We start from the raw sequence: 23,112 nt of genomic DNA on the forward strand, positions 1-23,112 counted from the left end.
CTGGCCATGTGCCGGGCCTCCGTGCTTTCACTCTCCCCGCATCGTCGCCTGGAAGGTCGGCAGGTGCTTCTGCTGCGCCTCCAGCATGCGCTCGCGGTAGACGCCGTAGATGACGTCGGTGTCGTGCAGCGTCACGCCGGCAATGGTCGGCGAGGCGAAGACCGGCAGTTCGATGCCGCGCTTGGCGAGCTGCTCGGCCGTGCGCGCGATCAGCTCATGCGCCAGGATCATGGCAAGCACCGTCGATGAGCCCGACACCGGCCGGCTCCAGCCCTCGACCGGCACGATGGCGTCCTCGATCGGCGAGCAGGTGTCGATGACGAGGTCGGCGGCATCCGCCAGCCGCTTGCCGGACGAGTGCGTCGCCGGTTTGTCCAGATTGTTCTTGCTGGTGACAGCGACGACGAAGATGCCGCGCTTCCTGGCGTAGAGCGCGGTGTCGATGCCCGACGAGTTGCGGCCGCTATGGCCGAAGATGATGATCGAATCGCCCTTGTTGAGCGGCTGGTGGTCGAGGAATTTTTCGGCGTATTTTTCAGTTCGCTCCAGCCACAAAAGCTCGCGCACGCCGCCGGCGCCGAGCACATTGTGCCACATCACGCGCGGGTCGGTCAGCGGGTTGAAACCGACATAGCTGCCATAGCGCGGAAACACTTCCTGCACCGGCAGCACCGAATGGCCGGAGCCATAGAGATGCACCAGCCCGCCGCCCTCGAGGGAGTCGGCAAAGCGGCTGGCGGCCTGGCCAAAGGCCTCTTCATTGGCTTTCGCAGCCTGGTCGATGAGGGCGGCGAGACGGTGGATGTAGAGATCGGACACGTGGGTACTCCTGTTTGCTGTGTCGGTCTGGAATGGATCAGCTTCTCGGGTTCAGCGGCACGCGTCCGGCGCGCAGCGTCGAGCGGATTTCGTAGCGGTCGCCGCGCATGATCGAGACCGTGAATTCGAACGGGCCGCGCTCGTCGGTGGTGATGCGTTCGACGACGAAGGCCGGGCTGCCGGCAGCGAGGTCGAGCAGTTCGGCCTCCGCCGCGCCGACCGCGCCGACCCGGTAGTTCTCCCGCGCCGCTACCGGCACGATGCCGTAATGGCGCTCCAGCGCCTCGTAGAGCGAGCCCTGCAGCAGGCCGGCATCGAGGAAGCCCGGCACGCGCACCGCCGACAGCTGCGCCGTCTGGATGCCGATCGGCTCGTTGTTGCCGAGCCGCAGCCTGCGAATGCGCACCACCGGATCGCCCTCCTCGATCTCCAGCGCGCCGGCAGCCGCCGCATTGGCGGTGGTCAGGCTGCAGTCGAGCAGGCGCGAGCCCGCGACCACGCCCATATTGCCCATCTCCTGGGTAAAGCTGGTCAGCTCGCGCGTGCCGGCGACCAGCGTGGTCGAGCGCACGAACGTGCCGCGGCCATGTTCGCGCCTGAGCAGTCCTGCCTCCTCGAGATTGCGCAAGGCGTGGCGCAGCGTGATGCGGCTGACGCCGAACAGGGCGCACAGCCTGTCCTCCGCCGGGATCTGGTCGCCCGTTGCCCATTCGCCGCTCTTGACGATGGCGCGGATCGCCTCTTCGACCTGATACCAGAGCGGCTCCGGCCGTCTGCGGTCCGGCTGCTGAAAGCTTGCTTCGCTCATCGCACCTGCCTCCACCCTTGCCCAACGGCGCCGGCCAGCGCCGCGCCGACGAGGCCGGCGCGGGGACCGAATTTTCCCGGCTTGACGTCGATGCCGCGCAGATGCGGCGGCAGTTGGCGTCGCAGCGCTGCAAGCAGCGGCGGCCGGATCACATCCAGCGCCTCCGCCAAACCACCCGAAATCAGAACCGCTTGCGGATCGAGCAGCGCGACAGCGCCTGCAAGCGCGGTGCCGAGCTGTCGCGCCGGCAGTTCAAGCAAGGTGAGTGCGGCCAGTTCGCCGGCCTGGGCAGCGGCGATCAGCTGGCGGCCGTCGGCAAGGCCGATCTGTCCGGCAAGGGCATCAAGCGCCCGGCCCGACGCGACGCGCTCCAGCCAGCCGCTGCGCTCCTCGCCATGATCTTTGACGTCGGCGCAGGCCCAGCCGAACGAGCAGGCGCCGCCATGCGCGCCGGCAACGATGCGGCCATTGGCCAGCACCGCCGAACCGATGCCGGTGCCGATGGCGAGCAGGATCGCATCCGACATGTTTTTCGCACTGCCTTCGACAGCCTCCGCCAGCAGCGCAATCTGCGCGTCATTGCCGAGCGCTACGCGCAGTTTGGGAAACAGCGGCTGGATATCGACGCCGTCGAGGAACGGCAAGTTGGGGATCCAGCGGCAGATTGAGCCCTCGACCAGACCCGGCACCGCGATACCAAGCGCTGAGACCGACCCGGCCTCAGCGCACAGCGCGTCGATGCGCGCAATGAAGGCACCAAGGGTTGCCGGCGCCGGCTCGCTGCCCCGCGTCTCCAACGCACCGACATCGCCCGTAGATACGCCGGCGCGCAGATTGGTGGCGCCGAGATCGATGGCGAGTACCCGCGTCATCGACCGGACCCTTTGCCGAAGGGGAGCGAGAACAGGCCGCTGCCGGCATTCCACGAATGCGATGCCGCCGCGAAGGCCTGCGCATGGCGCGTGCCGCGCAGGCAGCCGCGCAACCGGTAGAGCGAACTGTAATAGTCGACATAGGGGAAGCTGCTCAGGCCGCGCGCCAGCTCATACTCCATGACCGCGTCGCGCCAGGCCTCGAACCCGTCGCTGACATCGACGAGATGCTCGGGCCGGAAGCCGTCATCGTCCTCCCAGTTCTCGCCGAACAGCAGCAGTTGCGGCGTGTGCGCCGGATGGTCGCTGGCAACGGTCGGCAGTCCGGCGAAGAAGATACCGGTCTTCGTCAAATGCGCGGCGGCGCGATGGTCCTTGTGCCAGCTGCCATGCCAATGGGTGATGACGATCTCGGGTTTCAGCTCGCGAATGATGTCGCCCACTTCGAGCGCCGTCTGATCGTCTGTGGGCAGGAAGCCGTCGCGCAGGCCAAAGCCACGCATGGTGACGCCGAGCCGCTCCGCCGCGCTGCCCGCTTCCTCTTCCTTCTGCACGCAATAATGCGCGGGAACCAGGTACGGATGGCCCTGCTCACCCATGGTCAGATGCAGGAAAGTCACCGTGGCGCCGCGCTTGACGGCAGCGGCCGCCAGCGGCCCGGCCATCACCTCGGCATCGAAGGCGTGCGCGCCGACCACCAGGATCGATTTCGCCGCATAAATTCTGTCTTCGATCATTTCATGCCCCCTCCGGTGCCCACGCCTTCGCGAATCTGGCGCGCCAGCAGACAATACATGATCAGGATGGGCGCCATGGATATCGCCAGCGAGGCGAACACCAAGCCCCAGTCGGTGCGGAACTGGCCGACGAAGACGCTAATCGCCAGCGGCACCGTCTTGTAGCGGTCGTCGAAGATGAAGATCAGCGGGAAGAAGAAATCGTTCCACACCGCGATCGCTGTGAAGATGGCCACGATCGACACCGCCGGCTTGACCATCGGCAGGATGATCTGGAACAGGATGCGCACCTCGCCGGCGCCGTCCATGCGCGCGGCCTCGTCCAACTCGGAGGGTAAGACGCGCATGAAATTGGCGAAGATGAAGACGGCGAAGGGAATGCGGACCGCCGAATAGACCAGGATCAGCCCGGTCAGCGAATCCATCAGGCCGAGATTGCGCATCAGCGTGAACAGTTCGACCGAGGCGAGCCGGATCGGCAGCATGATGCCTGACAGGAACAGGCCGAGCATGATGGCATTCCAGCCGAGTCTGTATCGGCTGAGCGGATAGGCGGCCATCGCCGAGACGACGATGGTGAGGATGACCGCGCCGCCGGTGACGATCAGGCTGTTGATGAAATTCTGGCCGAGATCGGCGCGCGTCCAGGCGTTGACGAAATTATCGAAGGCAAAGCTTTGCGGCAGGCCGAGCCTGTTGTCGTAGATCTCGGCCGTGGTCTTGAAACAGGAGACGATGAGGATGTAGAGCGGCAACAGCACAGCCGCCGTCCATACGATCAGCACCGTCCAGCCGGGCAGCCGCGCCAGCTGCCGAGAGATGGCCGGTCTTTGCGAAATCGCCAGCGCGCTCATAGCTGCACCGTGCGGCGGTCGAAGAAGCGCAGCATCATGAGCGTGCCGATGCTGAGGATCAAGAACAGCACGGTGCCGAGCGCCAAAGCCAGACCGATATCGGTGATGCCGACAGCGCCTTCCGCGCCGAAGGCCAGCCGGTAGAAGTAGGTCACCAGCGTGTCGGTCGAATAGCTCGGATTGCCCTGCACGCCCTGCATGACATAGACGATGTCGAACTGGTTGAAGGTGTTGATGAACGACAGCGTCGTCAGCGTGCCCAGCGCCGGCATCAGCAGCGGCAGCGCGATCGAGAACAGCATGCGCGCATTGCCGGCGCCGTCAAGTTTTGCCGCCTCGAAAATCTGGCCGGAAATCTGCCGCAGACCTGCCGTGTAGATCAGCACCGGCAGGCCCATCCAGTTCCACGCATCGACGGCGATCAGCATGGCGAGCGCGGTGTGGCTGTTGCCGAGCACGGTCAGGCTGCCCTGGTGCAGGCCAAGCCCGTTCAGCGCCCATTCGACGACGCCGCCCGGTGCCAAAAGCAACCGCCACAGCGCGCCGACGATGACCGGGCTCAGCACCGCCGGAAAGAAGAACACCGACTGGAAGAACGCAGCACCCCTGTCGCGCAGGAACAGCAGCCAGGCGAACAAAAGCCCGATTCCGTTCTGGAACAGCATGATGCCGAAGAACCAGGCGGTGTTGTGCCACAGCGCGCCGTAGAGCCGCGCGCCGCTGGGGAAAACGAACAGCCTTGAGAAATTCGACAGGCCGGCGAACTCGACCATGCGCAGCCCCTTCCAGACGAAGAAGCTGCCCCAGAGCGACATCCCCAGGGGATAGAGGACGAACAGCGCATAGACCGCCAGCGCCGGCAGGGTGAACAGCACGGCCATGCGCTGCTGCGTGCGGCGAAGGCTGCTGGTGCGGCGAAGGGTGCTCATGCGCTTTTCTGGTCCGTGAGAGGCCGGCCGCTTTGCGACCGTCCGCGCCTACTGCTTCGGCTTGAACCAGGTGGCGACTGCGGCCTGCATGTCGGCCGCCAGCTTCTCCGGCGCGATGTTGCCTTCGACCATGTCGATGATCTCCGACTGCAGCACCGAAGACGCCGTCGGCGACTGCCAGCGGAAGCCGACCAGCGTCAGATAGGGCGTCGAATTCTTCGCCATCTCCATCATCGAGGCCAGCACTGGATCCTTCACCGTCACATCCGTGCGGGCCGGCGGCCAGCCGAGCTCGTCGGCGAACATCTGCGCGAACTCTGCCGAAGCGATGAAGCCCAGCACCTTGGTCGCGGCCTCCTTGTTTTGGCTCTCAGAGACCAGGCCATAGGAGCCGTCGGAGAAGGCCGAGGTGTAGAGTTTTGCACCGGCATCGTCGGCGGGGAACGGGAAGATCGAGAATTTCAGCTTCGGGTTCTGCGCCTTGAAGCTGCCGTTCTCGAACGAACCGCCGAGGAACATCGCCGCCTTGCCGCCGATGAACTGCTGCGTGGCGGTGGTGTAGTCGATGCCGGCGAAGCCGTCGGGGAAATACGGCTTCAGCTCGGCGAAGCGCTTCAGCGCCGCCACATAGCGCGGATCCTCGAAGGTCGCCTTGCCGCTCATCATCTCGTCGTAGAATTCAGGACCATAGACGGTCGGGCCGACGACGCCGACGGCGATCTCCAGTTCCCAGGCCGAGCCGTTGGCGCCGCCGGTGGCGATCGGCGTGATGCCGGCCGCCTTCAGCTTCTCGCAGACAGCGGTGAAATCCTTGTAGGTCTTGGGGATCTCGATGCCCTGGGCGGCGAAAATATCCTGGTTGTAGAAGACGCCCATCATCGGCACCGAATAGGGCACGCCATAGAGCTTGCCGTCGCTGCGGCCGCGCGCGCCGCCAAGCGCCGCGTCCTCCATATTCTTCAGCTCCGGCACGCTGTCGTCCAGCGCGTCGAGATAGCCGGCCTCGACGAAGGGCTGCAATTCGCCATAGGCCTTGAGCTGCGCGATGTCGGGCCCGCGCCCGCCGCGCAGCGCCGTGCTCAGCCGGTTCTGGTAGTCGGCATCGGGCGTGAACTGGATGGCGACCTTGATGCCGGGATTCTTCGCCTCGAAGGCATCGAAGATGCGGCGCATCGCGGCCTCGTCCTCGGTGCGCCAGCTCCACAGCGTCACCGTGCTGTCGGCGGCTCGCGCCGGCAATGAGGCGAAGACGCCGGCGCAGGCGGCGGCAAGGCCGCCGATCAGCCCAAGTGCTGCGCGCCGGTCAAGTGAAAGCATGCTCATTGCCAGTCTCCCATTGTTCTCTGTCCTTGGCGTCCCGCGGCGTTTCCGTGCCGTGAGAAGTCATTGGTTAGGCAAAAGTCATTATAACGACATAGCGGTATTCGCAAGAGGTCTGCTGCGCCTCAGGAATGGCGGCGTTTGGCCCCCTCGCGACATTGCAGTACCCGCAACTGTTTGTTACGTAACGACAAATACCACATTCCAGCGCCGCAAAGAAATCTGTGACCGTACCATGTGAGACTTTTTCGCCAGCAAGCCCTTGCGTCGCCGCGCTGACTTGTCATAACCTCATGCGAACCAATAGGGAGGATGAGGAATGTCGTTTGCCTGGACGTCGAAACTGGCACTGGCCGCAGGCCTCGCCATCCTGCCCGCCACGGCCTGGGCGCAGTCGGTCGACATCTCCTATCTCACCCACTGGTCGCCGGAGACGGTGGCGCTGCTGGAAGCGGCGGCCAAGGATTATGCCAAGACCAATCCGGATGTCAGCGTCACCGTGCGTGCCGTCCCCTTTGGCGACCTCCTGACCACGCTGCGCTCGCAAGGCGGCGGCGCGGACGGCCCGACGATCGGCGGCATCTACGATCTCTGGTTGCCGGAACTGGCGCGCGACAAGCTGGTCGCGCCCGCTCCCGATGCGGTGGCCAGCGAGGTCATGGCCGCCTGGCCGGCGGGCGTCACCAGCGCCGCCTCGGTCGGCGGCACGCTCTACGGCATCCCCAACGAGATCGATGTCTATGCGCTGAACTATAACAAGGCGCTGTTCAAGCAGGCCGGCATCGCGGCGCCACCCAAGACCTGGGACGAATTCAAGGATGCGGCCAAGAAGCTGACCAACAAGGATGCGGGACAGCAAGGCTTCGGCATGATCAATTCATGGGCCGCCGGCGTCGTCCACCCCTTCGCCTCGCTGCTGGTGTCCAATGGCGGCGACCTGGTCAAGGACGGCAAGCCGGTGCTGGACAGCCCGCAGGCGACCGAGACCTTCCAGTTCTATGAGGACCTGATCAAGTCGGGCGCCAGCGTGCCGGCGATGGCGACCGCAGACGCCAACACCACCGGCCCCTTCCTCGACAATTTCGTCTCCGGCAAGACCGGCATGATCATCATGGCCAATTGGTGGGAGAGCGCACTGAAGGCCGGCATGGGCGACAAGTTCGCCGACATTGCAACGGCGCCGATTCCCGTCGGCCCGAGCGGCGACAAGCCGCATTCGATCTCCTACTCCTGGATGACCGTGGTCAACGCCAATGCAGGTGCCGCCGAGCAGAAGGCGGCGTGGGACTTCCTCGCCTGGCTGAACAATCCAAAGTCCGGCAAGAACGGCGCTTCCGCGATGTCGGATATCCTGATGTCGATGGGCATCCTGCCCTCACGCCTCTCCGACATCGAGGCGCACAAGGACAAGCTCGGCTCGGAATTCCTCTCCGGCTATGTCAGCGTGCTCACCGACGCCAAGCCGTTCCCTGTCGTGCCCGGCGGCCAGGAATTCTCGGAATCGCTGCAGCAGACGCTCGAGGCGTTGCAGTATGGCCAGGTCTCGGCCAAGGATGCGCAGGCGACGGCGCAGGCCGACGCCATTTCGATCCTGGAGCGCGCCGCCAAATAATGATTCAGAGGTACCGTGCCTCGGCGGGCATCATGCTGGCGCCCGCCGTGACGCTGATCGGCATCTTCGTCCTGTTGCCGATGCTGCTCACCGTCTGGCTGTCGTTCCAGGACTGGTCGACGCAGACACCGTTTTCCAGCGCCAGCTTCATCGGCCTCGACAATTTCCGCGAGATTTTCGGGGCCACCTCGGTCGGCCGCGATTTCAAGGCCGCGCTCGTCAACACAGCCGTCTACACCGCGCTCTCCGTCATCCTCATCCTGCCGCTGTCGGTGGCCTTTGGGCTGATGGTCTACCAGCGCGATGTCGCCGGCGGCACGGCGCTGCGCACGGTGCTGTTTGCCACCTACATGGTGCCGATGATCGCCGTGGCGCTGGTGTGGTCGAAACTCTATTCGCCGAGCGAAGGCCCTCTCAACCAGATGCTCGGCCTTATCGGCATCGGCCCGCAGCCTTTCCTGTCGTCGCCGCGCTCGGCGCTGATCTCGATCGTCTTCCTCAATGTCTGGCAGCAGGTCGGCTATTTCACCGTGCTGGCGATCGCCGGACTGACGCAAATCCCCGGCAGCCTGTATGAAGCAGCAAAGCTCGACGGCGCCAACCGTTTCGAGCAGTTCCGCTTCATCACGCTGCCGCTGATGCGGCGCACGCTGTTGTTCAGCGCCGTCATCGCCATCATCAACGCCGTGCAGGTGTTCGAGCCGGTTGCCCTGATCACGCAGGGCGGGCCGGTCGGCTCGACCAATGTGCTGACCTACCACATCCGCCGCGTCGGCATCGAGCGTGCGCAGGGTGGACTGGGTTCGGCCATGGCGGTGATGCTGATGCTTTCGCTGATTGTCGTCGTCTGCGCGCTGTTTGCCTTCGCCAACCGGAAGAACGACGAATGAGCGCGGGATCGTCGAGCCGGCTGTCGCGCCGGCGCCCGTCCGGCCGCAAGGCGCTGCTGGCGACGCTGATGCTGCTGGTCGCCGTCGCCTCGGCCTTCCCGCTGGTCTGGATGGCGCTGTCGAGCCTCAAGACGCCGGCCGAGAGCATGCAGGTGCCGCCGGTGTGGATCCCCCTTACGCCGAGCCTCGACGCCTATGAGAAGGTGTCGGGCGTGATCAATGTCGGCCGCTCGATGTGGAATTCTCTGGTCATCGCCTCGATCACCACCGCCGGCATCCTGCTGACCAGCATGATGGCCGGCTACGCCTTCGCCAAATACCACTTCCCCGGGAAGTCGCTGCTGTTTTCTCTGCTGATCGCCACCATGTTCCTGCCGCCGATCGTGACGTTGATCCCGCTCTATCGCCTGGTCGGCTCGATCGGCCTCAACGCCAGCCTCGCCGGCATCATCGTGCCCAATCTCGCCAATGCTTTCGGCATCTTCCTGATGCGCCAGTTCATCTCCGGCGTGCCCGACGAGCTCATCGACGCCGCGCGCATGGACGGCGCCTCGGAGTTCTTGATCCTCTACAAGATCGTCGCGCCGAGCGTCGCCCCCGCAATCGCGGCTCTGGCCCTCTTCGCCTTCGTCTATCACTGGAACAGCTATCTGTGGCCGCTGACCGTGCTGCAGGGCAATGCCGACGCCTATCCGATCGTCGTCAGCCTGAGCCGGTTGCTGAGCTACAACAGGGGCGCGGTCAACACCGGCCTGGTGATGGCCGGCGCCACGCTGGCCGTGCTGCCGCCGCTCATCCTGTTCGTCTTCCTGCAGCGCTTCTTCGTCGATTCCATCGTCGGCTCGGCCATCAAGGGATAGCTCGCCTCACCCGAACCGTGCCGCCGTCCAAGCCCCACCCGCAGCATTCGACTCCACCGCCGCCGCCACAAACTTCACCCCGCGCGCGCCATCGACGACATCGGGCACCTGTGCCGCGCGCGCCGGATCAACCGACCCGCCCGAACGGTGCGCGCGAATGATGTCGGCGGCGTCGCGGTAGAAATTGGCGAAGGCCTCGATATATCCCTCCGGATGCGCCGCCGGCATGCGCGACACGCGCTGGCTCTCAGTGGTCGAGCCATGGCCGCCGCGCACCAGCGTGCGGGTCTCCTCGCCGTAGATGGAGAAGCGCAGTTCTTCCGGCCGGCCGCCCGACCATTCGAGCCCGGCTTTGTCGCCATAGATGCGCACCGAGAGATCATTGTAGTGGCCGGGCGAGGTCTGGCTGGCGAGGATCGTGCCGCGCGCCCCGCCCGTCCAGTGCACCAGCACATGCGCATTGTCGTCGAGCCGGCGTCTGGGGACGGCGGTGAACAGATCGGCCGACACCGCCTCGGCCTCACAGCCGGAGATATAGCTTGCCAGGTTGAAGGCATGCACGCCGATATCGGCCAGCACCGCCGACTGCCCGGCGCGCGCCGGATCGGTGCGCCACTCCGCCTGCTTCTGGCCCTCGGCGTCGATCGGCTTGGTCAGCCAGTCCTGGATGTAGGCGCCATGCACGGACACGATGCGGCCAAGCGCGCCCGCCGCCACCATCTCGCGCGCCTGGCGGACCATGGCGTAGCCGGTGTTGTTGAGCGTGACGACGAAGCGTCGCTTTTTCTCCCGCGCCAGCGCCACCAATGCTTCTGCGTCGGCCAGCGTCGTCGACAGCGGCTTGTCGCAGATCACGTCGATGCCGGCCTCGAGAAAGGCCGTGGCGATCGGCGCGTGCAGATGGTTGGGCGTGACGATGACCACCGCCTCGATGCCGTCCGGCCGCGCCGCTTCGGCTCGTGCCATGGCGCGATAATCGGCATAGCTGCGCTCGGGCGCGATGCCGATCACGGCGGCCGATGCGGCGGCGTTTTCCGGGTCCGACGACAGCGCGCCGGCGACCAGCACGATCTGGTCGTCGAGGCGCATGGCGAGCCGATGCACCGCGCCGATGAAAGCGTTGCGGCCGCCGCCGACCATGCCGACCCGCAGCCGCTTGCCCGCCGATCCGTCCGATGTTGCGTAGACCATTTTCAAGCTCCTCCCGGCACACCGCTTTCGAATACGATTTCCAATTTTCATATTGTAAAACGATCGTATCGCGCTAGCCTGAAATCATGAGTGGGGCAAGCAAGGCATCCGGACGGTCCAGCACCGACGAGGCGGCGACGCGCAAACGCGGACGCTCGCTGGCCGCGCTTGGCTACATCCAGCCGCAGACCTATGAGGAGCTACGCGCGGTGCTGTCGTCGGGCACGGTGCATTTCCCCAAGCGGCTGCGCCAGGTGGCAATCTTCCTGTGGCAGCATCCGAGCGACGTCGCGCTCGGCACCATCGCGCAGGTTGCGGCACAGGCCGGCGTGCAGCCCTCGACGCTGGTGCGCTTTGCCCAGATCTTCGGCTATTCCGGCTTTTCCGACTTCCAGGGCCTGTTCAAGGAGCACATCAAGGGCTCATGGCCGGAAGGGCGCGGCGAACCGCGCACCGAGACCGAGCCGAATCTGCATTTCCTGCACGGCATGGTCGGCGCATCGCAGGCCTCGCTTGGCCGCATCGAGGCCGGCTTCGACGTCGAGAGTTTCGACAAGATGGTGGCGCTGCTGGCGGCGGCCGAGTTGATCTATGTCATCGGCTCCAAGCGCGCCTTTCCCGTCACCGCCTATCTCTCGCTGACGCTCTCGCAGCAAGGCGTGCGCAACGTGCTGGTCGACAATGTCGGGTCCTCCGCACTCGACCAGATCGGCTGCATCGGCGGCCGGGATGCCGTGCTCGCTGTCTCCTTCAGCCCCTACAATTCGATCACGCCCGATCTCGTTGCGGTGGCGCATGAGCGCAAGGCGCGTATCGTCACCGTCACCGACAGCACCTTCAGCCCGCTGATCCCGCTCTCGGACAGCTGGTTGGAAGTGGTGGAATCCGACTTTGCCGGCTTCCGCTCACTGGCGGCCTCGCTCGCCGTTGGGATGGCGCTGGTCCATGGCGTGGCGGCGCGGCGCGGCGAATGAGGCGTCACTGGTCCAATTGACTATCGGGAATTGCCGTTCCATATTTCTCAAAATAGAAACTTTATTCCCGGGAGGAGGAATGGAGATCCGGCTTGACGGCAAGGTGGCTCTGGTCACCGGGTCGACGCAAGGCATTGGCCGCGCCATTGCCGAGACGCTGGCGCGTTCCGGTGCCGCCGGGCTGCTGGTCACCGGGCGCGAGAGGGCGCGTGGCGAGGCCGTGGCGGCCGAGCTTTCGCAATTGGGCACGCCGACCATCTTCGTCGCCGCCGACCTTGCCGATCCTGACGCCCCCACCCTTCTGGCGCAGGCCTGCATCGAGCGCTTCGGCCGCATCGATGCGCTGGTCAACGCCGCCGGCCTGACCGATCGCGCCTCTTTCCTCGACGCCAGCCTCGACGACTGGGCGTCACTGTTTGCCGTCAATGCGCGCGCGCCGTTCTTCCTGATGCAGGCGGCGATTGCCGACATGAAGCAGCGCGGCCAAGGTGGCGCCATTCTCAACATTCTGTCGATCAACGCCCATTGCGGCTCGCCGGAGCTTGCCGTCTATTCCGCCACCAAGGGCGCGCTGGCGACGCTGACCAAGAACGCCGCCAACGCCCACCGTTTCGACCGCATCCGCGTCAACGGCATCAATGTCGGTTGGACGGACACGCCGGCCGAACGCATCATGCAGGCGGAGACTTTGGGCAACGGCCCTGGCTGGCTCGAGAAGGCCAACGCCGCGCAGCCTTTCGGCCGGTTGCTGACGCCGGACGACATCGCCAGCCTCGCCGTCTTCCTGCTGTCCGACGCCGCCGGCCCGATGACCGGCGCGGTCATCGACCAGGAGCAGGCGGTGATCGGGGCGAACCGGTGAGCGCTTCCGCCGAAACGCTTGGGCCGGCGCTGCTCGACCGCTTGCCGGCATCGGTGCAGACACCGTCCTATGACCGTACGCTCCTGGCGCCCGGCATGGCGCATCTCGGCGTCGGCGCTTTCCATCGCTGCCATCAGGCCGAATACACCGACGATCTCATCTCGCTGCGCTTCGACCGTTGGGGCCTCGTCGGCATCAACATCCGTCCGCCCCGCCTTGCCGACACGCTGGGACGGCAGGGCGGGCTCTACACAAGGCTGATCCGCGAGAACAGCCACATCGAGGCGCGCGTCATCGGCAGCATCGTCCGGGTGGTCGACAGCCAGGAGAGTGCGGCACCGGCGCTGGGTGTGCTGATCTCACCCGATATCGAGTTGGTGACGATGACGGTGACCGAAAAAGGCTATTGCCACGTCCCGTCCAGCGGCGAACTCGACCTTGGCCATCCCGACATCGTCCATGACCTCGCCAACCCCGAGACGCCACGCAGCGTTCCCGGCCTGTTGGTGCGGGCGCTGGAGCAGCGCAGGGCCACAAATGGGCGGCCGCTGACACTGCTGTCCTGCGACAACATTCCGGCCAATGGCGTTATCCTAGCCAATGTCGTGCAGACCTTCGCCAGGCAGCGCGGCAATGGCTTGGCCGCATGGATCGCAGCCAATTCCGCCTTCCCTTCGTCAATGGTCGACCGCATCGCGCCGGCGGTAACGCAAGATGACCTCGACAGTGTCGAGCAATGGTTCGGCTACCACGATGCCGCCGTCGCTGTCGGTGAGCCGTTCCGGCAGTGGGTGATCGAGGAAAAATTCGCCGGCCGCATGCCGCGCTGGGATCTGGTCGGCGCCACCTTCGTCGACGACGTCACGCCGTTTGAGCATCTCAAGATGCGGGTGCTGAATGGCGCCCAGACGGCACTCGCCACGCTCGGCGTTCTGGCTGGTCTCGAGCACACATCGGATGCCATGGCCGACCCGCTGCTGTCGGACTTCATCAGGCGCATGCTGGTCGAGGAGACTGTGCCGACGCTGATGCCGGTATCCGGCGTCCTGCCGCTTGCCTATGTCGAGCAGAGCCTTGCCCGGCTGAAGAACACCGCGATCCGCCACCGCAACCACCAGGTCGCCACCGACGGTTCGCAGAAGATCGTCCAGCGCCTGCTCAACCCGATCCGCGACCGGCTCGCGATGGGCCAGAGCATCGGCCTGCTGTCGGTGCCGGTCGCCGGCTGGATGGCCTATCTGATCCAGGCCTCGGAACGTTTCGGCAGACGCTGGCCGGTGTCGGATCCCTATGCCGGCAAGGTCGCCGCAATCGCCGACGCGACGGGTCCCGATGCCAGCGCGCTGGTGTCCGCCATCCTTGCCATCGACGGGATATTCGACCCCGGCCTTGCCGTTGACGGGACGTTCCGCGCGGCCGTCACATCGGCGCTGGGCGACCTGCTGTCGGACGATCCGATGGCGGCTGTCCGGCACAGTCTCGAACAAGATGAGGTCGCGAGGTTGAAGCGATCCAAACAATCGGCATTATAGTCGTCGGGTCTAGGGAGGCAGAATGAAACTAGGAGTGCTTACAGCACCTTTTGCGGAGACGCCGCTTGGCGAGGTTGCCGACTGGGCGCACTCGGCCGGCTTCGAGGCGCTGGAAATCGCCTGCTGGCCGAAGACCTCCGGCGCGACGCGGCGCTATGCCGGCACCAGCCATATCGATGCCGCTTCCACCTCGCCCGCGCAGGCCAAGGAGATCGTCGCTTCGCTGACGGAGAAGAAGCTGACGGTCTCCGGCCTCGGCTACTATCCCAACCCACTGCATCCGGACCCTGCCCATCGCGAGGCCGTCATCGGCCATCTGAAGAAGGTCATCGTGCTGGCCGCCAATATGGGCGTGCCGGTCGTCAACACCTTCTGCGGTGGCGATGCCTCGAAGACCGTCGACGTCAACTGGCAGGACGCGCTGAAAGTCTGGCCCGAGACCGTCGCCTATGCGCGCGGCCACGGGGTAAAACTCGCCTTCGAGAACTGCCCGATGATCTTCAGCTATGACGAATGGCCGGGCGGGCACAACATCGCCTATTCGCCGCTGGTCTGGCGGCGCATCCTCGAAACCTGGGGCGGCGAGGTCGGCATGAATTTCGACCCCTCGCACCTGGTCTGGCAAATGATCGACCAGGGCCGCTTCATCAAGGAGTTCGGCCCCTACATGCTGCATGTCCACGCCAAGGATTTGATGATCGATCATGATGGTTTGTATGAGCGCGGAATCCTTTCCGCCGGGATAGGCTGGCAGGTGCCGCGCATGCCGGGATTGGGCGATGTCGACTGGAGCGGCTTCTTCTCCGGCCTCTACCGCGCCGGCTATGACGGCTCGGTCATCATCGAACATGAGGACAGGCGGTTTGAAGGCAGCGACGATGCGGTGAAGCGGGGCTTCCTGCTCGCCCGCGACGTGCTGCGCCCCTTCGTCAAATGACGAGGTGAATGACTTGGTCCGATCCTGCCGAAGGGTCTGGCCCTGAGACGAAAAACAACAATGTGGAGGAGTACTGACATGAAGAAAATACTGACCATGGTCCCGTTGCTTGCGGGCGCTGCCTTGCTGGCATCGATGGGCGTGTCGTCGGCCGAAGCCAAATATACGATCGGCATTTCCAACACCGTGCAGGGCAATGGCTGGCGCGAGGAAATGGTCTGCGCCATGAAGGCGCAGGCGCTGGCTTCGGGCGAAGTGACGAAGCTCAACATCGCCCACCGCAACACCGATGCCGCCGGCCAGCTCGAAGACATCCGCAATCTGATAAGCGCCAAGGTCGACGCCATCGTCGTCAACCCCGCTGATCCCGCCGGCATCAAGGCGGGCCTGGAAGAAGCCACCAAGGCCGGCATCGTCGTCGTTGCCGTCGACCAGGCGGTGACCGAACCGTCGGCCTACATCATCTCCAACAACCAGGAACAGTATGCCTATCTCGGCGCCAAATGGCTGTTCCAGCAGATGGGCGGCAAGGGCGAAGTGTTCTACATGCGCGGCGCCGCCGGCGCCTCGGCCGATAGCGATCGCGACAAAGGCTTCAAGAAGGCGCTGGCCGAAAACCCCGGCGTGAAGGTGGCGCAGGAAGTCTTCACCGGCTGGCAGCAGGATCAGGCCAAGCAGCAGATGCTGTCGTTCCTGGCCACCGGCACGCCGTTCAACGGCGTGTGGACGTCGGGCATCGACAACGTCATCGTCGACGCGCTGGTCGAATCGCAGGCGCCGCTGGTGCCGGTGGTCGGCGCCGACAATGCCGGCTTCGTCGGCCAGCTGAGCTCGGTGAAAGGTCTCGTCGGTGCAGCCGTCACCAACCCCGGCTCGATCGGCGGCGCGGGCGTGACGCTGGCGCTGCAGATCCTCGACGGCAAGAAGCCGGCGCAGCAGACCGTGCTGGTCGACCCGCAGCTTTGGGACAACGCCACCGACGAAGGCAAGGCCAAGCTGAAGGCAGCCGCCGACCCGTCGCTCAGCCCGGAATGGCCGGTCTCGATCTCGATCCCGGAGTGGACGACCTACACGAAGGAGCAGATCGTGGCCTGCAAGGGGCCGGGGGAGTAAGCCTGGTTTGAATGAACTGGCGAGGACGGCGAACGGCCGTCCTCGCCACACAGACTAGCGCTCTACGGCGCCCCCCTCTGTCCTGCCGGACATCTCCCCCACAGGTGGGGAGATTGGCTGTCGTCTCGGCTTTCGCTAATTTTCTACGTCGCAAGACGAGGGGCGGCGCCGGAACTGCCAATCTCTCCCCTTGTGGGGGAGATGTCCGGCAGGACAGAGGGGGGCGCCGTAGAGCGCCGACATTAGTTTCTGGAACCATCAATTTTGACAACAAACCATTTGACCACCAGCCCCCTCCTCGACGCCACCGGCGTCGCCAAGAACTACGGTGCGGTTGCAGCACTTCGCAACGCGTCGCTCTCCGTGCTGCCGGGCGAGGTCCACGCGCTGATGGGCGCCAACGGCGCCGGCAAGTCGACGCTGGTGAAGATCCTCACCGGCGCCATTCCCGCCAATGCCGGCCGCATCCTGATCCGCGGCGAAGCGCGCGACATTCGCTCGCCCGCCGCCGCGCGCCGCGCCGGGCTGCTGCCGGTCTACCAGGAGCCGTCGCTAATCCCCGATCTCGACGTTCTCTCCAATCTCAGGCTCACCGGCACGCCGGTCGAGCCGTTCCGCGCCTGGGTGCGCGAGCTCGGCATTACCGACCTCGATCTGCGCGACACCGCGCGCGACATTCCGCTGGCCGTGCTGCGCGTGCTCGACCTCGCGCGGGCGCTCGCCGTCGAGCCCTACGTGCTGCTGCTTGACGAGATGACGGCGGCCCTGCCCGCCAACCTCGCCGAAAAAGTGCTGGAAGTGGTGCGCCGCCAGGGCGATGCCGGCCGCGCCGTGATCTTCATCTCGCACCGCTTCGTCGAAATCTCGGCACTGTGCGACCGCGCTACCGTGCTGCGCGATGGCGAGACCGTCGGCGTCGTCGACGTCGTGCCGGGCGTGGAAGAAAAGATCGTCGAGCTGATGCTCGGCACCCGTATCGTCAAAACCCATGTCGCGGCCCGCAGTGCCGCCGAGAAGGCCGCGCCCGCAGCTGCCCGGCCGCGCATCTCCGTGCGCAATCTCCGCGTCGGTGCCAAGCTCAGTGACGTCTCCTTCGATCTTGCCGACGGCGAAGTCGCCGGCGTCGTCGCGCTCGAAGGCCAGGGCCAGGACGAGTTGTTCGCCGCCCTTGCCGGCTCGATCCGGCCCTCCGGCGGCACGATCGAAGTCGATGGCCAGCCAGTGAAATTCGCCCACCCGATCGACGCCATCCGCGCCGGCCTAGCCTATGTGCCGGGCGACCGCTCCGAGGCGCTCGCCATGCAGCGCTCGGTGCGCGAAAACATCGCGCTGCCTTTCAGCGCTGCCTTGCGCAACTGGGGGCCGATCAACATGCGCCGCGAGCGCGCGACCGTGCTCAGCGCCATCGAGCGGCTGCAGATCGACACCCGGGCGCAAGGCGAAGTGCAGCGCCTGTCGGGCGGCAACCAGCAGAAGGTGACCATCGCCCGCTGGATCGCGGCGGATGCCCGCACCATCCTGTGCTTCGACCCGACGCGCGGCATCGATGTCGGCACCAAGCAGGAGATCTACAAACTGCTGCGCGAGCTCGCCGGCAACGGCAAGTCGGTGCTGTTCTACACCTCGGAACTCGAAGAGGTGCAGCGCGTCTGCGACCGCGTCATTGTCATCTTCGGCGGCCGCCTCGTCGACATTTTTCCGGTCGAGGAGGCCGACGAGCCGGCGCTGATGCGCGCCGCCTACGGCCTGCCGCGCGGCGCCAAGGCCGATATCGGCATATTGGCTGATCCGACCGCGAACACTTCGGCTTCGCCGGAGGCCGCGCCATGAGCCATTTCCTGCGCCGCCAAGGCTGGGTCGTCGGCCTGTTCGCCCTGCTCATCGTCCTGTTCATCGCCACCAGGATCATCCAGCCGGCCTATGGCAGCAATGATTTCGGCTCGCTCGCCCGAGCCGTTCTGCCCTATGCCTTCGCAGTCGCCGCGCAGACCGTCGTCGTCATCGCCGGCGGCATTGACCTGTCGGTCGCCGCCATGATGGCGCTGACCAGCGTCACCGCGGCGTCGATGATGAATGGCGCGAGCGAGGAATACGCGCTGTTCGTGGTGCCCTTCGTGCTGGCCATGGGTTTCGTGCTCGGCGCACTCAACGGCCTGCTCATCGTCGTCACCCGCGTGCCCGACATTGTCGTGACGCTGGCCATGCTGTTCGTGCTGCAGGGTGCAGCCCTGCTGGTACTCGACGCGCCGGGCGGCGGCATCGCCGAATGGCTGAAGGCGCTGATCTCTGGCACCGTACCGATCCCCGGCCTGCCCGACGCCATAGACGCCTGGCTGCCCAAGGCGCTGCTGGTGCTGATCGTGTGCCTCTGCGTCATCTGGATACCGCTGCGGCGCTCGCGCCTCGGCCTCTCCATCTACGCCATCGGCTCTAGCGAACTGGCGGCGTTCCGCTCCGGCGTGCCGGTCAAGCGCACTCGCATCATCGCCTATGCGCTGTCCGGCCTGTTCGCCGCCTTTGGCGGCCTGGCGCTGACCATGAGCACCGGCATCGGCGCCCCCATCCCCGGCCCCTATCTGCTCGCCAGCGTCGCCGCCGTGGTGCTGGGCGGCGTCGCGCTCGGCGGCGGCAAGGGCGGCCTGCTCGGCCCGATCGTCGCCGTCTTCGTGTTGCGCCTGGTGCGCACGGATTTGACGCTGCTTGCCATCGACCCGAATGTCACCGCCATCATCGAGGGGCTGATCATGGTGGCGGTGGTGATGTTCGGGGCGTTTATCACGATGCGGGGGCGGCAATGATGGGTGTGCTGTCGCAGAGAGACGTCGGCGTTCCTTCGCGCCCCCCTCTGTCCTGCCGGACATCTCCCCCACAAGGGGGGAGATTGGATGTCGCGACGACCTTCGCCAATCTCCAACCTTGCAAGAATGAGCGAGGCGCTGAAGCTGCCAATCTCCCCACAAGTGGGGGAGATGGCCGGCAGGCCAGAGGGGGGCGCCGTAGAGCACTGTCCTCGCCAACTTGCCGCACCTTGCAAACCTCATCGCGAGCAAGAGCCGCCCCATGAGCACCACCGCCATCACCCCGGTCCCCTTCGGCCGCCGCATAAAGCGCTTCATGGCCGATCGCCCGCTCATCCCGCTGATCGTCCTGCTCGCCATCCTGGTTATAATCCTGCAGGTCCTGCGCCCCGGCATCGTCAACGAGCGCTGGATCGCCAACACCATCAAATTCGCCATCCCGCTGGCGATCCTCGCGGGATGCCAGACCATGACCATGCTGACCGGCGGCATCGACCTGTCGGTCGGCACGGTGGCAACGATGAGCGCCTTCATCATGGCGACGCAAGTGGTCAACCAGGACCCGGCGGTGGCGTTCCTGCTGGCGATGATGCCGGCGGTGCTGATCGGCCTCGTCAACGGCATCGGCGTCGGTGTCTTCCGCGTCCACCCGCTGATCATGACGCTGGGCACCAGCCTGATCGGCACCGGCTGCCTGCAGGTCTACCAGCGCACGGTGATCGCGTCGGGCGCAAAAATCCCCGACTTCTTGGCTTGGCTCGGCACCGGCGTGACATGGGGCTTCCCCAACGCGCTGCTTTTGTTCGTGCCGCTCGCCGCCCTCATCGTCTTCACGCTCGCCCGGACCGGCTTCGGCCGCCTGCTCTACGCCGTCGGCGACAATGAGCGCGCGACCCGCCTGTCGGGCGTGCAATACTGGCAGGTCATCACCGCGCTCTACGTCACCTCCAGCGCGCTCGCCGGCATCACCGGCCTGCTCTATATCGGCCTGATCAAGGCGCCGTCGCTGTCGCTCGCCGAACCGCTGGTGCTGCCCTCGGTCGCCGCCGCCGTCATCGGCGGCACCTCCATCTTCGGCGGCCGCGGCGGCTACACCGGCACCATCATCGGCGCGCTGATCCTGACCGTGCTGACAACACTGCTGACCATCCTGCAGATGCCGGAGGGGGCACGGCGGATCTTGTTCGGGCTGATCGTGCTGTTCGTGACGGCGGCGTATTTGCGGATTGTGGAGGAGCGGTAGGGGCTGGCGCCCGACGCTGCATTGGGCGAAGCTTCCCCATCCAAGGTTCAGGCCAAGCGCACGGGAGCAAGTTCCCCCTCACCCGGATTGCCAACCGAATTGCGAAGGGCAATTCGGGGCAATCCGACCTCTCCCCGAGGGGAGAGGAGGGCGCCAGCGTCAACGCCAGCCTCTTCTCCCCAGCGGGGAGAAGGTGGCCGCGAAGCGGCCGGATGAGGGGGCTGGCGCAGCCATAGGCGATTATCATCGCCCCAGACGAGCTTACCCCACCGAGAACGCGAGGGAGCGCCCCCCTACTTCAACGAAATCGCCATCCCGCTCAAATCCGCATTCACCTGCAGGCCCACCTGCCGGCCCGTAAGCTCGAGCTGGGCGCCCTTGTCGTTGGTCATGACGATCACCTGCGCCCCCTTGCCGAGCGCGCCGCCACCGCCGGCCGCGCCATAAACCCCGGTCGCATCCCGCACCCTGCGGATATGGCGCACGGTGCCCCGGAAATAGGTCTTGGAAACCCCGAAGGCGAAGCCGCCCGAAACGCCGCCGATCGTGATGGGATAGGAGCGGCCGTGGAAGGTCAGCGTCCCCTCGCCGCCGGAACCGCCGACGAAGAAGGCCGCCTTGTAGACGGCAAAGCGGATCGTGCCGCTATCGGCATGCGCGGCGCTGGCAGCGCTGACGGACACAGTTGTGATGGCCGCAACCGCGAGCGAACGAAAGCTGGACGAGATGGTCATGGTGGGAGCTCCTCAAGTGCGCCGCTCACCCAACCGGCAGGGCTCGTCGGCGTCGTAACCAACTTGAACAATCTAGCCCGTGATTTGGTTCCAGGCAGGCTGTGACAAGATCCGACGAAACGTGACGTGGTGTACTTTCGGGTTGCGGAGGAGGCGGCGGCTATTTCCTCTTCCTGAGCACTTTTCGCAGCGTTAACTTCAACCGCCTCATCTGGTAATGGCGCCGCAACTTGGCCAGCGCCGACTGGTGGGCGGTGTCGATTGCAGCCAGCGAGTCCGCCTCGGTAGCCTGCGGCAGCGCGAGCAGCGCGTCGGCCTGAAGATCGGCAAAGGGCTTGGGGTCATAGATGGCGAACGGCGTCGGCGGGTCGCTGAGCACGGTGGGGTTGCTGTTGATCTCGAACACTACAAGCCTGCCGTCCACGAAAGTGTAGTCGATGCGGCCATACTGCATGCGGGCTTTTTCGAAGACCTGCATGACCGCATTGGCGTCAGGATTCGTATCGACATAGGTCCTGATTTCTTCGATATGCGCCGGCAGCAATTGCTCGGGCGAATTCTTGACGAACCACGATTTCGACATGGCGCAATGCTGGCCGTAGATCGTATCGCCGACCCGAAACGCCGCGTACTTCCTGAAATAACCGTCCATTCCGGGGGTGCCGATCATCTCCACCACCATCGGCCGCACCAGATCGCTACCGTCCAGCCGGGCGATCGCGGCGTCCAGCGCCGGCCGGTCTTGCAGCAGCGGCGGCTCCCTGTAGAGTGCGCCCGTCTCGTCGCGGATGAAAACGGGATAGCGTATCGCCTCTTCCAGCTCGTCCGGCCTGAACACACGAAAAGCGTTGCTGCCGTCGGCATGAAGCAGGCGCAGCAGGTCGAAGCGCTGCAGGCTGGCGGTCGGGTGATTGAGCTGCGTCAGGCCGGTGTTGTCAGCCAGTTCGGCGCTGATGCCGGCCGCGCGGCTCAATTCGTCCGATGTCAGCCGGTCCATGTCGGACCAGATGACCACCCCGGCGCGAACGCCGCGCAGCAGCCCGGCATCCTCGTAGCGCACCAGCCGGAACCACGCCTCCAGGTCAGTCCGGTGATACAGAAGCACCACCGCCTGCGTGTAGGCGTGCTCCCGGTGCGCGACGTAAAATATCATGCGTTTCCGTTGTCCGTATGTAATTGCAAAGGGGAACCATGATAATTAGACAGGCTTGTGAAAGCCGTGAAATGGTTCTCGATCCGGCATGCGTCAAACAGGAGATAGAACAGGTTGACGTTTCCGTGAAGCTGCAAACCGCATTGGCAAGAAACTGCCATGCGCCATCAACGCGTTGGAAGTCGAGGCAGCCGACACATGAATTTAGACGATGTTGCGATACCCATCCGCCGGTTAGACCTGGAAGACCTCCCTTTGCTGATGGAGCTTGAGGCTGCCGCCTGGGCCGCACCGCTGCAGGCGAGCGAAACGACCATCCGCCACCGGCTGGCACTCGGACACACCATGTTCGGCGCGATCGATGGCGATCTGCTTGCTGGCACCATCTGCTTTACCGAGACCAGCCAGGATCCGCTGGTGCGCGCCGATTTCCCCAGGAATTTCGATGCCTATGCATCGCTGCCGCGCAGCGAGCCGGTTTACGCACTTTACGCCTACAATCTCTGCGTCCGGCCGAGCCATCGCGGCTCCAATACGGCGGTGCGGCTCTTGAAGGAGATGGAGAGCCACGGCCGCCGCCTGGGCGCCAGCTGGCTGATCGGCGATGGCCGCTGCTCGTCCTATGCCGGCTCCTCGGGCGAAGAGTATGATCATGTCAAGGCCGATGCGCGGTTCCGCGCCACCATCGACCGCTGGAACCAGACCGGCACAAGACCGCCGCTGGAAGAGATCATCCGCGATCCGCTGCTGCGCATGCACTACCGCGTCTACGGATGCGAGTTCCTCTACGTCATGCCGGACTTCTTCCCGCAGGACGCCACGTCAGGCGGCTTCAGGGTCATTTCAGCCAAGAATCTCAAGGCATGAGATTCGA

The 23,112-nt window shown here is 65.3% G+C and carries 22 protein-coding genes; 12 read left to right on the top strand and 10 right to left on the bottom strand.

The window, feature by feature from the left end; all coding sequences use genetic code 11:
* Positions 1-27 precede the first annotated feature (27 nt).
* Genes AC3EML_RS29785 through AC3EML_RS29815 form a run of 7 tightly spaced genes read right to left on the bottom strand, consistent with a single transcriptional unit; the run spans position 28 to position 6,342 of the window.
* Positions 28-819 (bottom strand): sugar isomerase domain-containing protein, encoded by a 792-nt coding sequence (locus tag AC3EML_RS29785; RefSeq protein WP_023700933.1) that lies wholly within the window; start codon positions 817-819, stop codon positions 28-30.
* A 37-nt stretch (positions 820-856) separates the two neighbouring features.
* A complete protein-coding gene (locus AC3EML_RS29790) occupies positions 857-1,627 on the bottom strand; it encodes a GntR family transcriptional regulator (RefSeq protein WP_352521562.1) in 771 nt (256 codons plus the stop codon).
* Positions 1,624-2,499, bottom strand: coding sequence for an ROK family protein (locus tag AC3EML_RS29795; RefSeq protein WP_352521563.1), 876 nt, complete (start codon positions 2,497-2,499; stop codon positions 1,624-1,626). Before AC3EML_RS29795 ends, AC3EML_RS29790 begins: the two co-directional genes overlap by 4 nt.
* Positions 2,496-3,236 carry a PIG-L deacetylase family protein gene (locus tag AC3EML_RS29800; RefSeq protein ID WP_031195993.1) on the bottom strand — a complete coding sequence of 247 codons (741 nt, stop codon included), beginning with the start codon at positions 3,234-3,236 and terminating at the stop codon, positions 2,496-2,498. Before AC3EML_RS29800 ends, AC3EML_RS29795 begins: the two co-directional genes overlap by 4 nt.
* Complete coding sequence (locus AC3EML_RS29805; RefSeq protein ID WP_352521564.1) at positions 3,233-4,090, bottom strand: carbohydrate ABC transporter permease; 858 nt, start codon at positions 4,088-4,090, stop codon at positions 3,233-3,235. The genes AC3EML_RS29800 and AC3EML_RS29805 overlap by 4 nt, the downstream gene beginning before the upstream one ends.
* Entirely contained in the window at positions 4,087-5,019 is a 933-nt protein-coding gene (locus AC3EML_RS29810) for a carbohydrate ABC transporter permease (RefSeq protein WP_027049764.1), read from the bottom strand. The genes AC3EML_RS29805 and AC3EML_RS29810 overlap by 4 nt, the downstream gene beginning before the upstream one ends.
* Before the next feature lie 48 nt (positions 5,020-5,067).
* Entirely contained in the window at positions 5,068-6,342 is a 1,275-nt protein-coding gene (locus tag AC3EML_RS29815; protein WP_023726493.1) for an extracellular solute-binding protein, read from the bottom strand.
* Between the two features lie 316 nt (positions 6,343-6,658).
* Between AC3EML_RS29815 and AC3EML_RS29820 the strand changes: the two genes are divergently transcribed.
* The 3 genes from AC3EML_RS29820 to AC3EML_RS29830 are packed head-to-tail and all read left to right on the top strand — an operon-like array spanning position 6,659 to position 9,701.
* Positions 6,659-7,951, top strand: a complete 1,293-nt coding sequence (locus AC3EML_RS29820) for an ABC transporter substrate-binding protein (RefSeq protein ID WP_023744117.1) — start codon at positions 6,659-6,661, stop codon at positions 7,949-7,951.
* Positions 7,951-8,841, top strand: coding sequence for a carbohydrate ABC transporter permease (locus AC3EML_RS29825; RefSeq protein WP_023744116.1), 891 nt, complete (start codon positions 7,951-7,953; stop codon positions 8,839-8,841). The genes AC3EML_RS29820 and AC3EML_RS29825 overlap by 1 nt, the downstream gene beginning before the upstream one ends.
* On the top strand, positions 8,838-9,701 hold the full coding sequence (locus AC3EML_RS29830) for a carbohydrate ABC transporter permease (RefSeq protein WP_352521565.1): 864 nt from the start codon (positions 8,838-8,840) through the stop codon (positions 9,699-9,701). Before AC3EML_RS29825 ends, AC3EML_RS29830 begins: the two co-directional genes overlap by 4 nt.
* Before the next feature lie 6 nt (positions 9,702-9,707).
* On the opposite strand, the gene AC3EML_RS29835 is transcribed toward AC3EML_RS29830, so the two are convergent.
* Positions 9,708-10,892, bottom strand: coding sequence for a Gfo/Idh/MocA family protein (locus tag AC3EML_RS29835; RefSeq protein ID WP_023737575.1), 1,185 nt, complete (start codon positions 10,890-10,892; stop codon positions 9,708-9,710).
* An 86-nt stretch (positions 10,893-10,978) separates the two neighbouring features.
* On the opposite strand from AC3EML_RS29835, the gene AC3EML_RS29840 reads away from it, so the two are divergent.
* The 8 genes from AC3EML_RS29840 (at position 10,979) to AC3EML_RS29875 (ending at position 20,351) form a co-directional block, all read left to right on the top strand.
* Entirely contained in the window at positions 10,979-11,866 is an 888-nt protein-coding gene (locus tag AC3EML_RS29840; protein WP_023737574.1) for a MurR/RpiR family transcriptional regulator, read from the top strand.
* A 79-nt stretch (positions 11,867-11,945) separates the two neighbouring features.
* A complete protein-coding gene (locus AC3EML_RS29845; RefSeq protein ID WP_023828348.1) occupies positions 11,946-12,728 on the top strand; it encodes an SDR family oxidoreductase in 783 nt (260 codons plus the stop codon).
* Complete coding sequence (locus AC3EML_RS29850; protein WP_352521566.1) at positions 12,725-14,260, top strand: mannitol dehydrogenase family protein; 1,536 nt, start codon at positions 12,725-12,727, stop codon at positions 14,258-14,260. Before AC3EML_RS29845 ends, AC3EML_RS29850 begins: the two co-directional genes overlap by 4 nt.
* Positions 14,261-14,282: 22 nt before the next feature.
* Positions 14,283-15,197, top strand: coding sequence for a sugar phosphate isomerase/epimerase family protein (locus AC3EML_RS29855; protein WP_352521567.1), 915 nt, complete (start codon positions 14,283-14,285; stop codon positions 15,195-15,197).
* Positions 15,198-15,275: 78 nt separating this feature from the next.
* Complete coding sequence (locus tag AC3EML_RS29860; RefSeq protein ID WP_023704174.1) at positions 15,276-16,310, top strand: ABC transporter substrate-binding protein; 1,035 nt, start codon at positions 15,276-15,278, stop codon at positions 16,308-16,310.
* 279 nt (positions 16,311-16,589) lie between these two features.
* On the top strand, positions 16,590-18,140 hold the full coding sequence (locus tag AC3EML_RS29865; protein ID WP_352521568.1) for a sugar ABC transporter ATP-binding protein: 1,551 nt from the start codon (positions 16,590-16,592) through the stop codon (positions 18,138-18,140).
* Positions 18,137-19,108: an ABC transporter permease gene (locus AC3EML_RS29870; protein WP_023669686.1), complete on the top strand. Its 972-nt coding sequence runs from the start codon at positions 18,137-18,139 to the stop codon at positions 19,106-19,108. The genes AC3EML_RS29865 and AC3EML_RS29870 overlap by 4 nt, the downstream gene beginning before the upstream one ends.
* A gap of 262 nt (positions 19,109-19,370) precedes the next feature.
* Positions 19,371-20,351 carry an ABC transporter permease gene (locus tag AC3EML_RS29875; RefSeq protein WP_023669687.1) on the top strand — a complete coding sequence of 327 codons (981 nt, stop codon included), beginning with the start codon at positions 19,371-19,373 and terminating at the stop codon, positions 20,349-20,351.
* A gap of 293 nt (positions 20,352-20,644) precedes the next feature.
* On the opposite strand, the gene AC3EML_RS29880 is transcribed toward AC3EML_RS29875, so the two are convergent.
* Together AC3EML_RS29880 and AC3EML_RS29885 are read right to left on the bottom strand one after the other, a co-directional pair.
* Positions 20,645-21,085, bottom strand: a complete 441-nt coding sequence (locus AC3EML_RS29880; RefSeq protein ID WP_023686526.1) for a lipid-binding SYLF domain-containing protein — start codon at positions 21,083-21,085, stop codon at positions 20,645-20,647.
* 160 nt (positions 21,086-21,245) lie between these two features.
* Positions 21,246-22,238, bottom strand: a complete 993-nt coding sequence (locus tag AC3EML_RS29885) for a hypothetical protein (RefSeq protein WP_352521570.1) — start codon at positions 22,236-22,238, stop codon at positions 21,246-21,248.
* 198 nt (positions 22,239-22,436) lie between these two features.
* On the opposite strand from AC3EML_RS29885, the gene AC3EML_RS29890 reads away from it, so the two are divergent.
* Complete coding sequence (locus tag AC3EML_RS29890; protein ID WP_352521571.1) at positions 22,437-23,105, top strand: hypothetical protein; 669 nt, start codon at positions 22,437-22,439, stop codon at positions 23,103-23,105.
* The last annotated feature ends 7 nt before the right edge of the window (positions 23,106-23,112 follow it).

The organism is Mesorhizobium sp. P170090 (assembly GCF_057786115.1).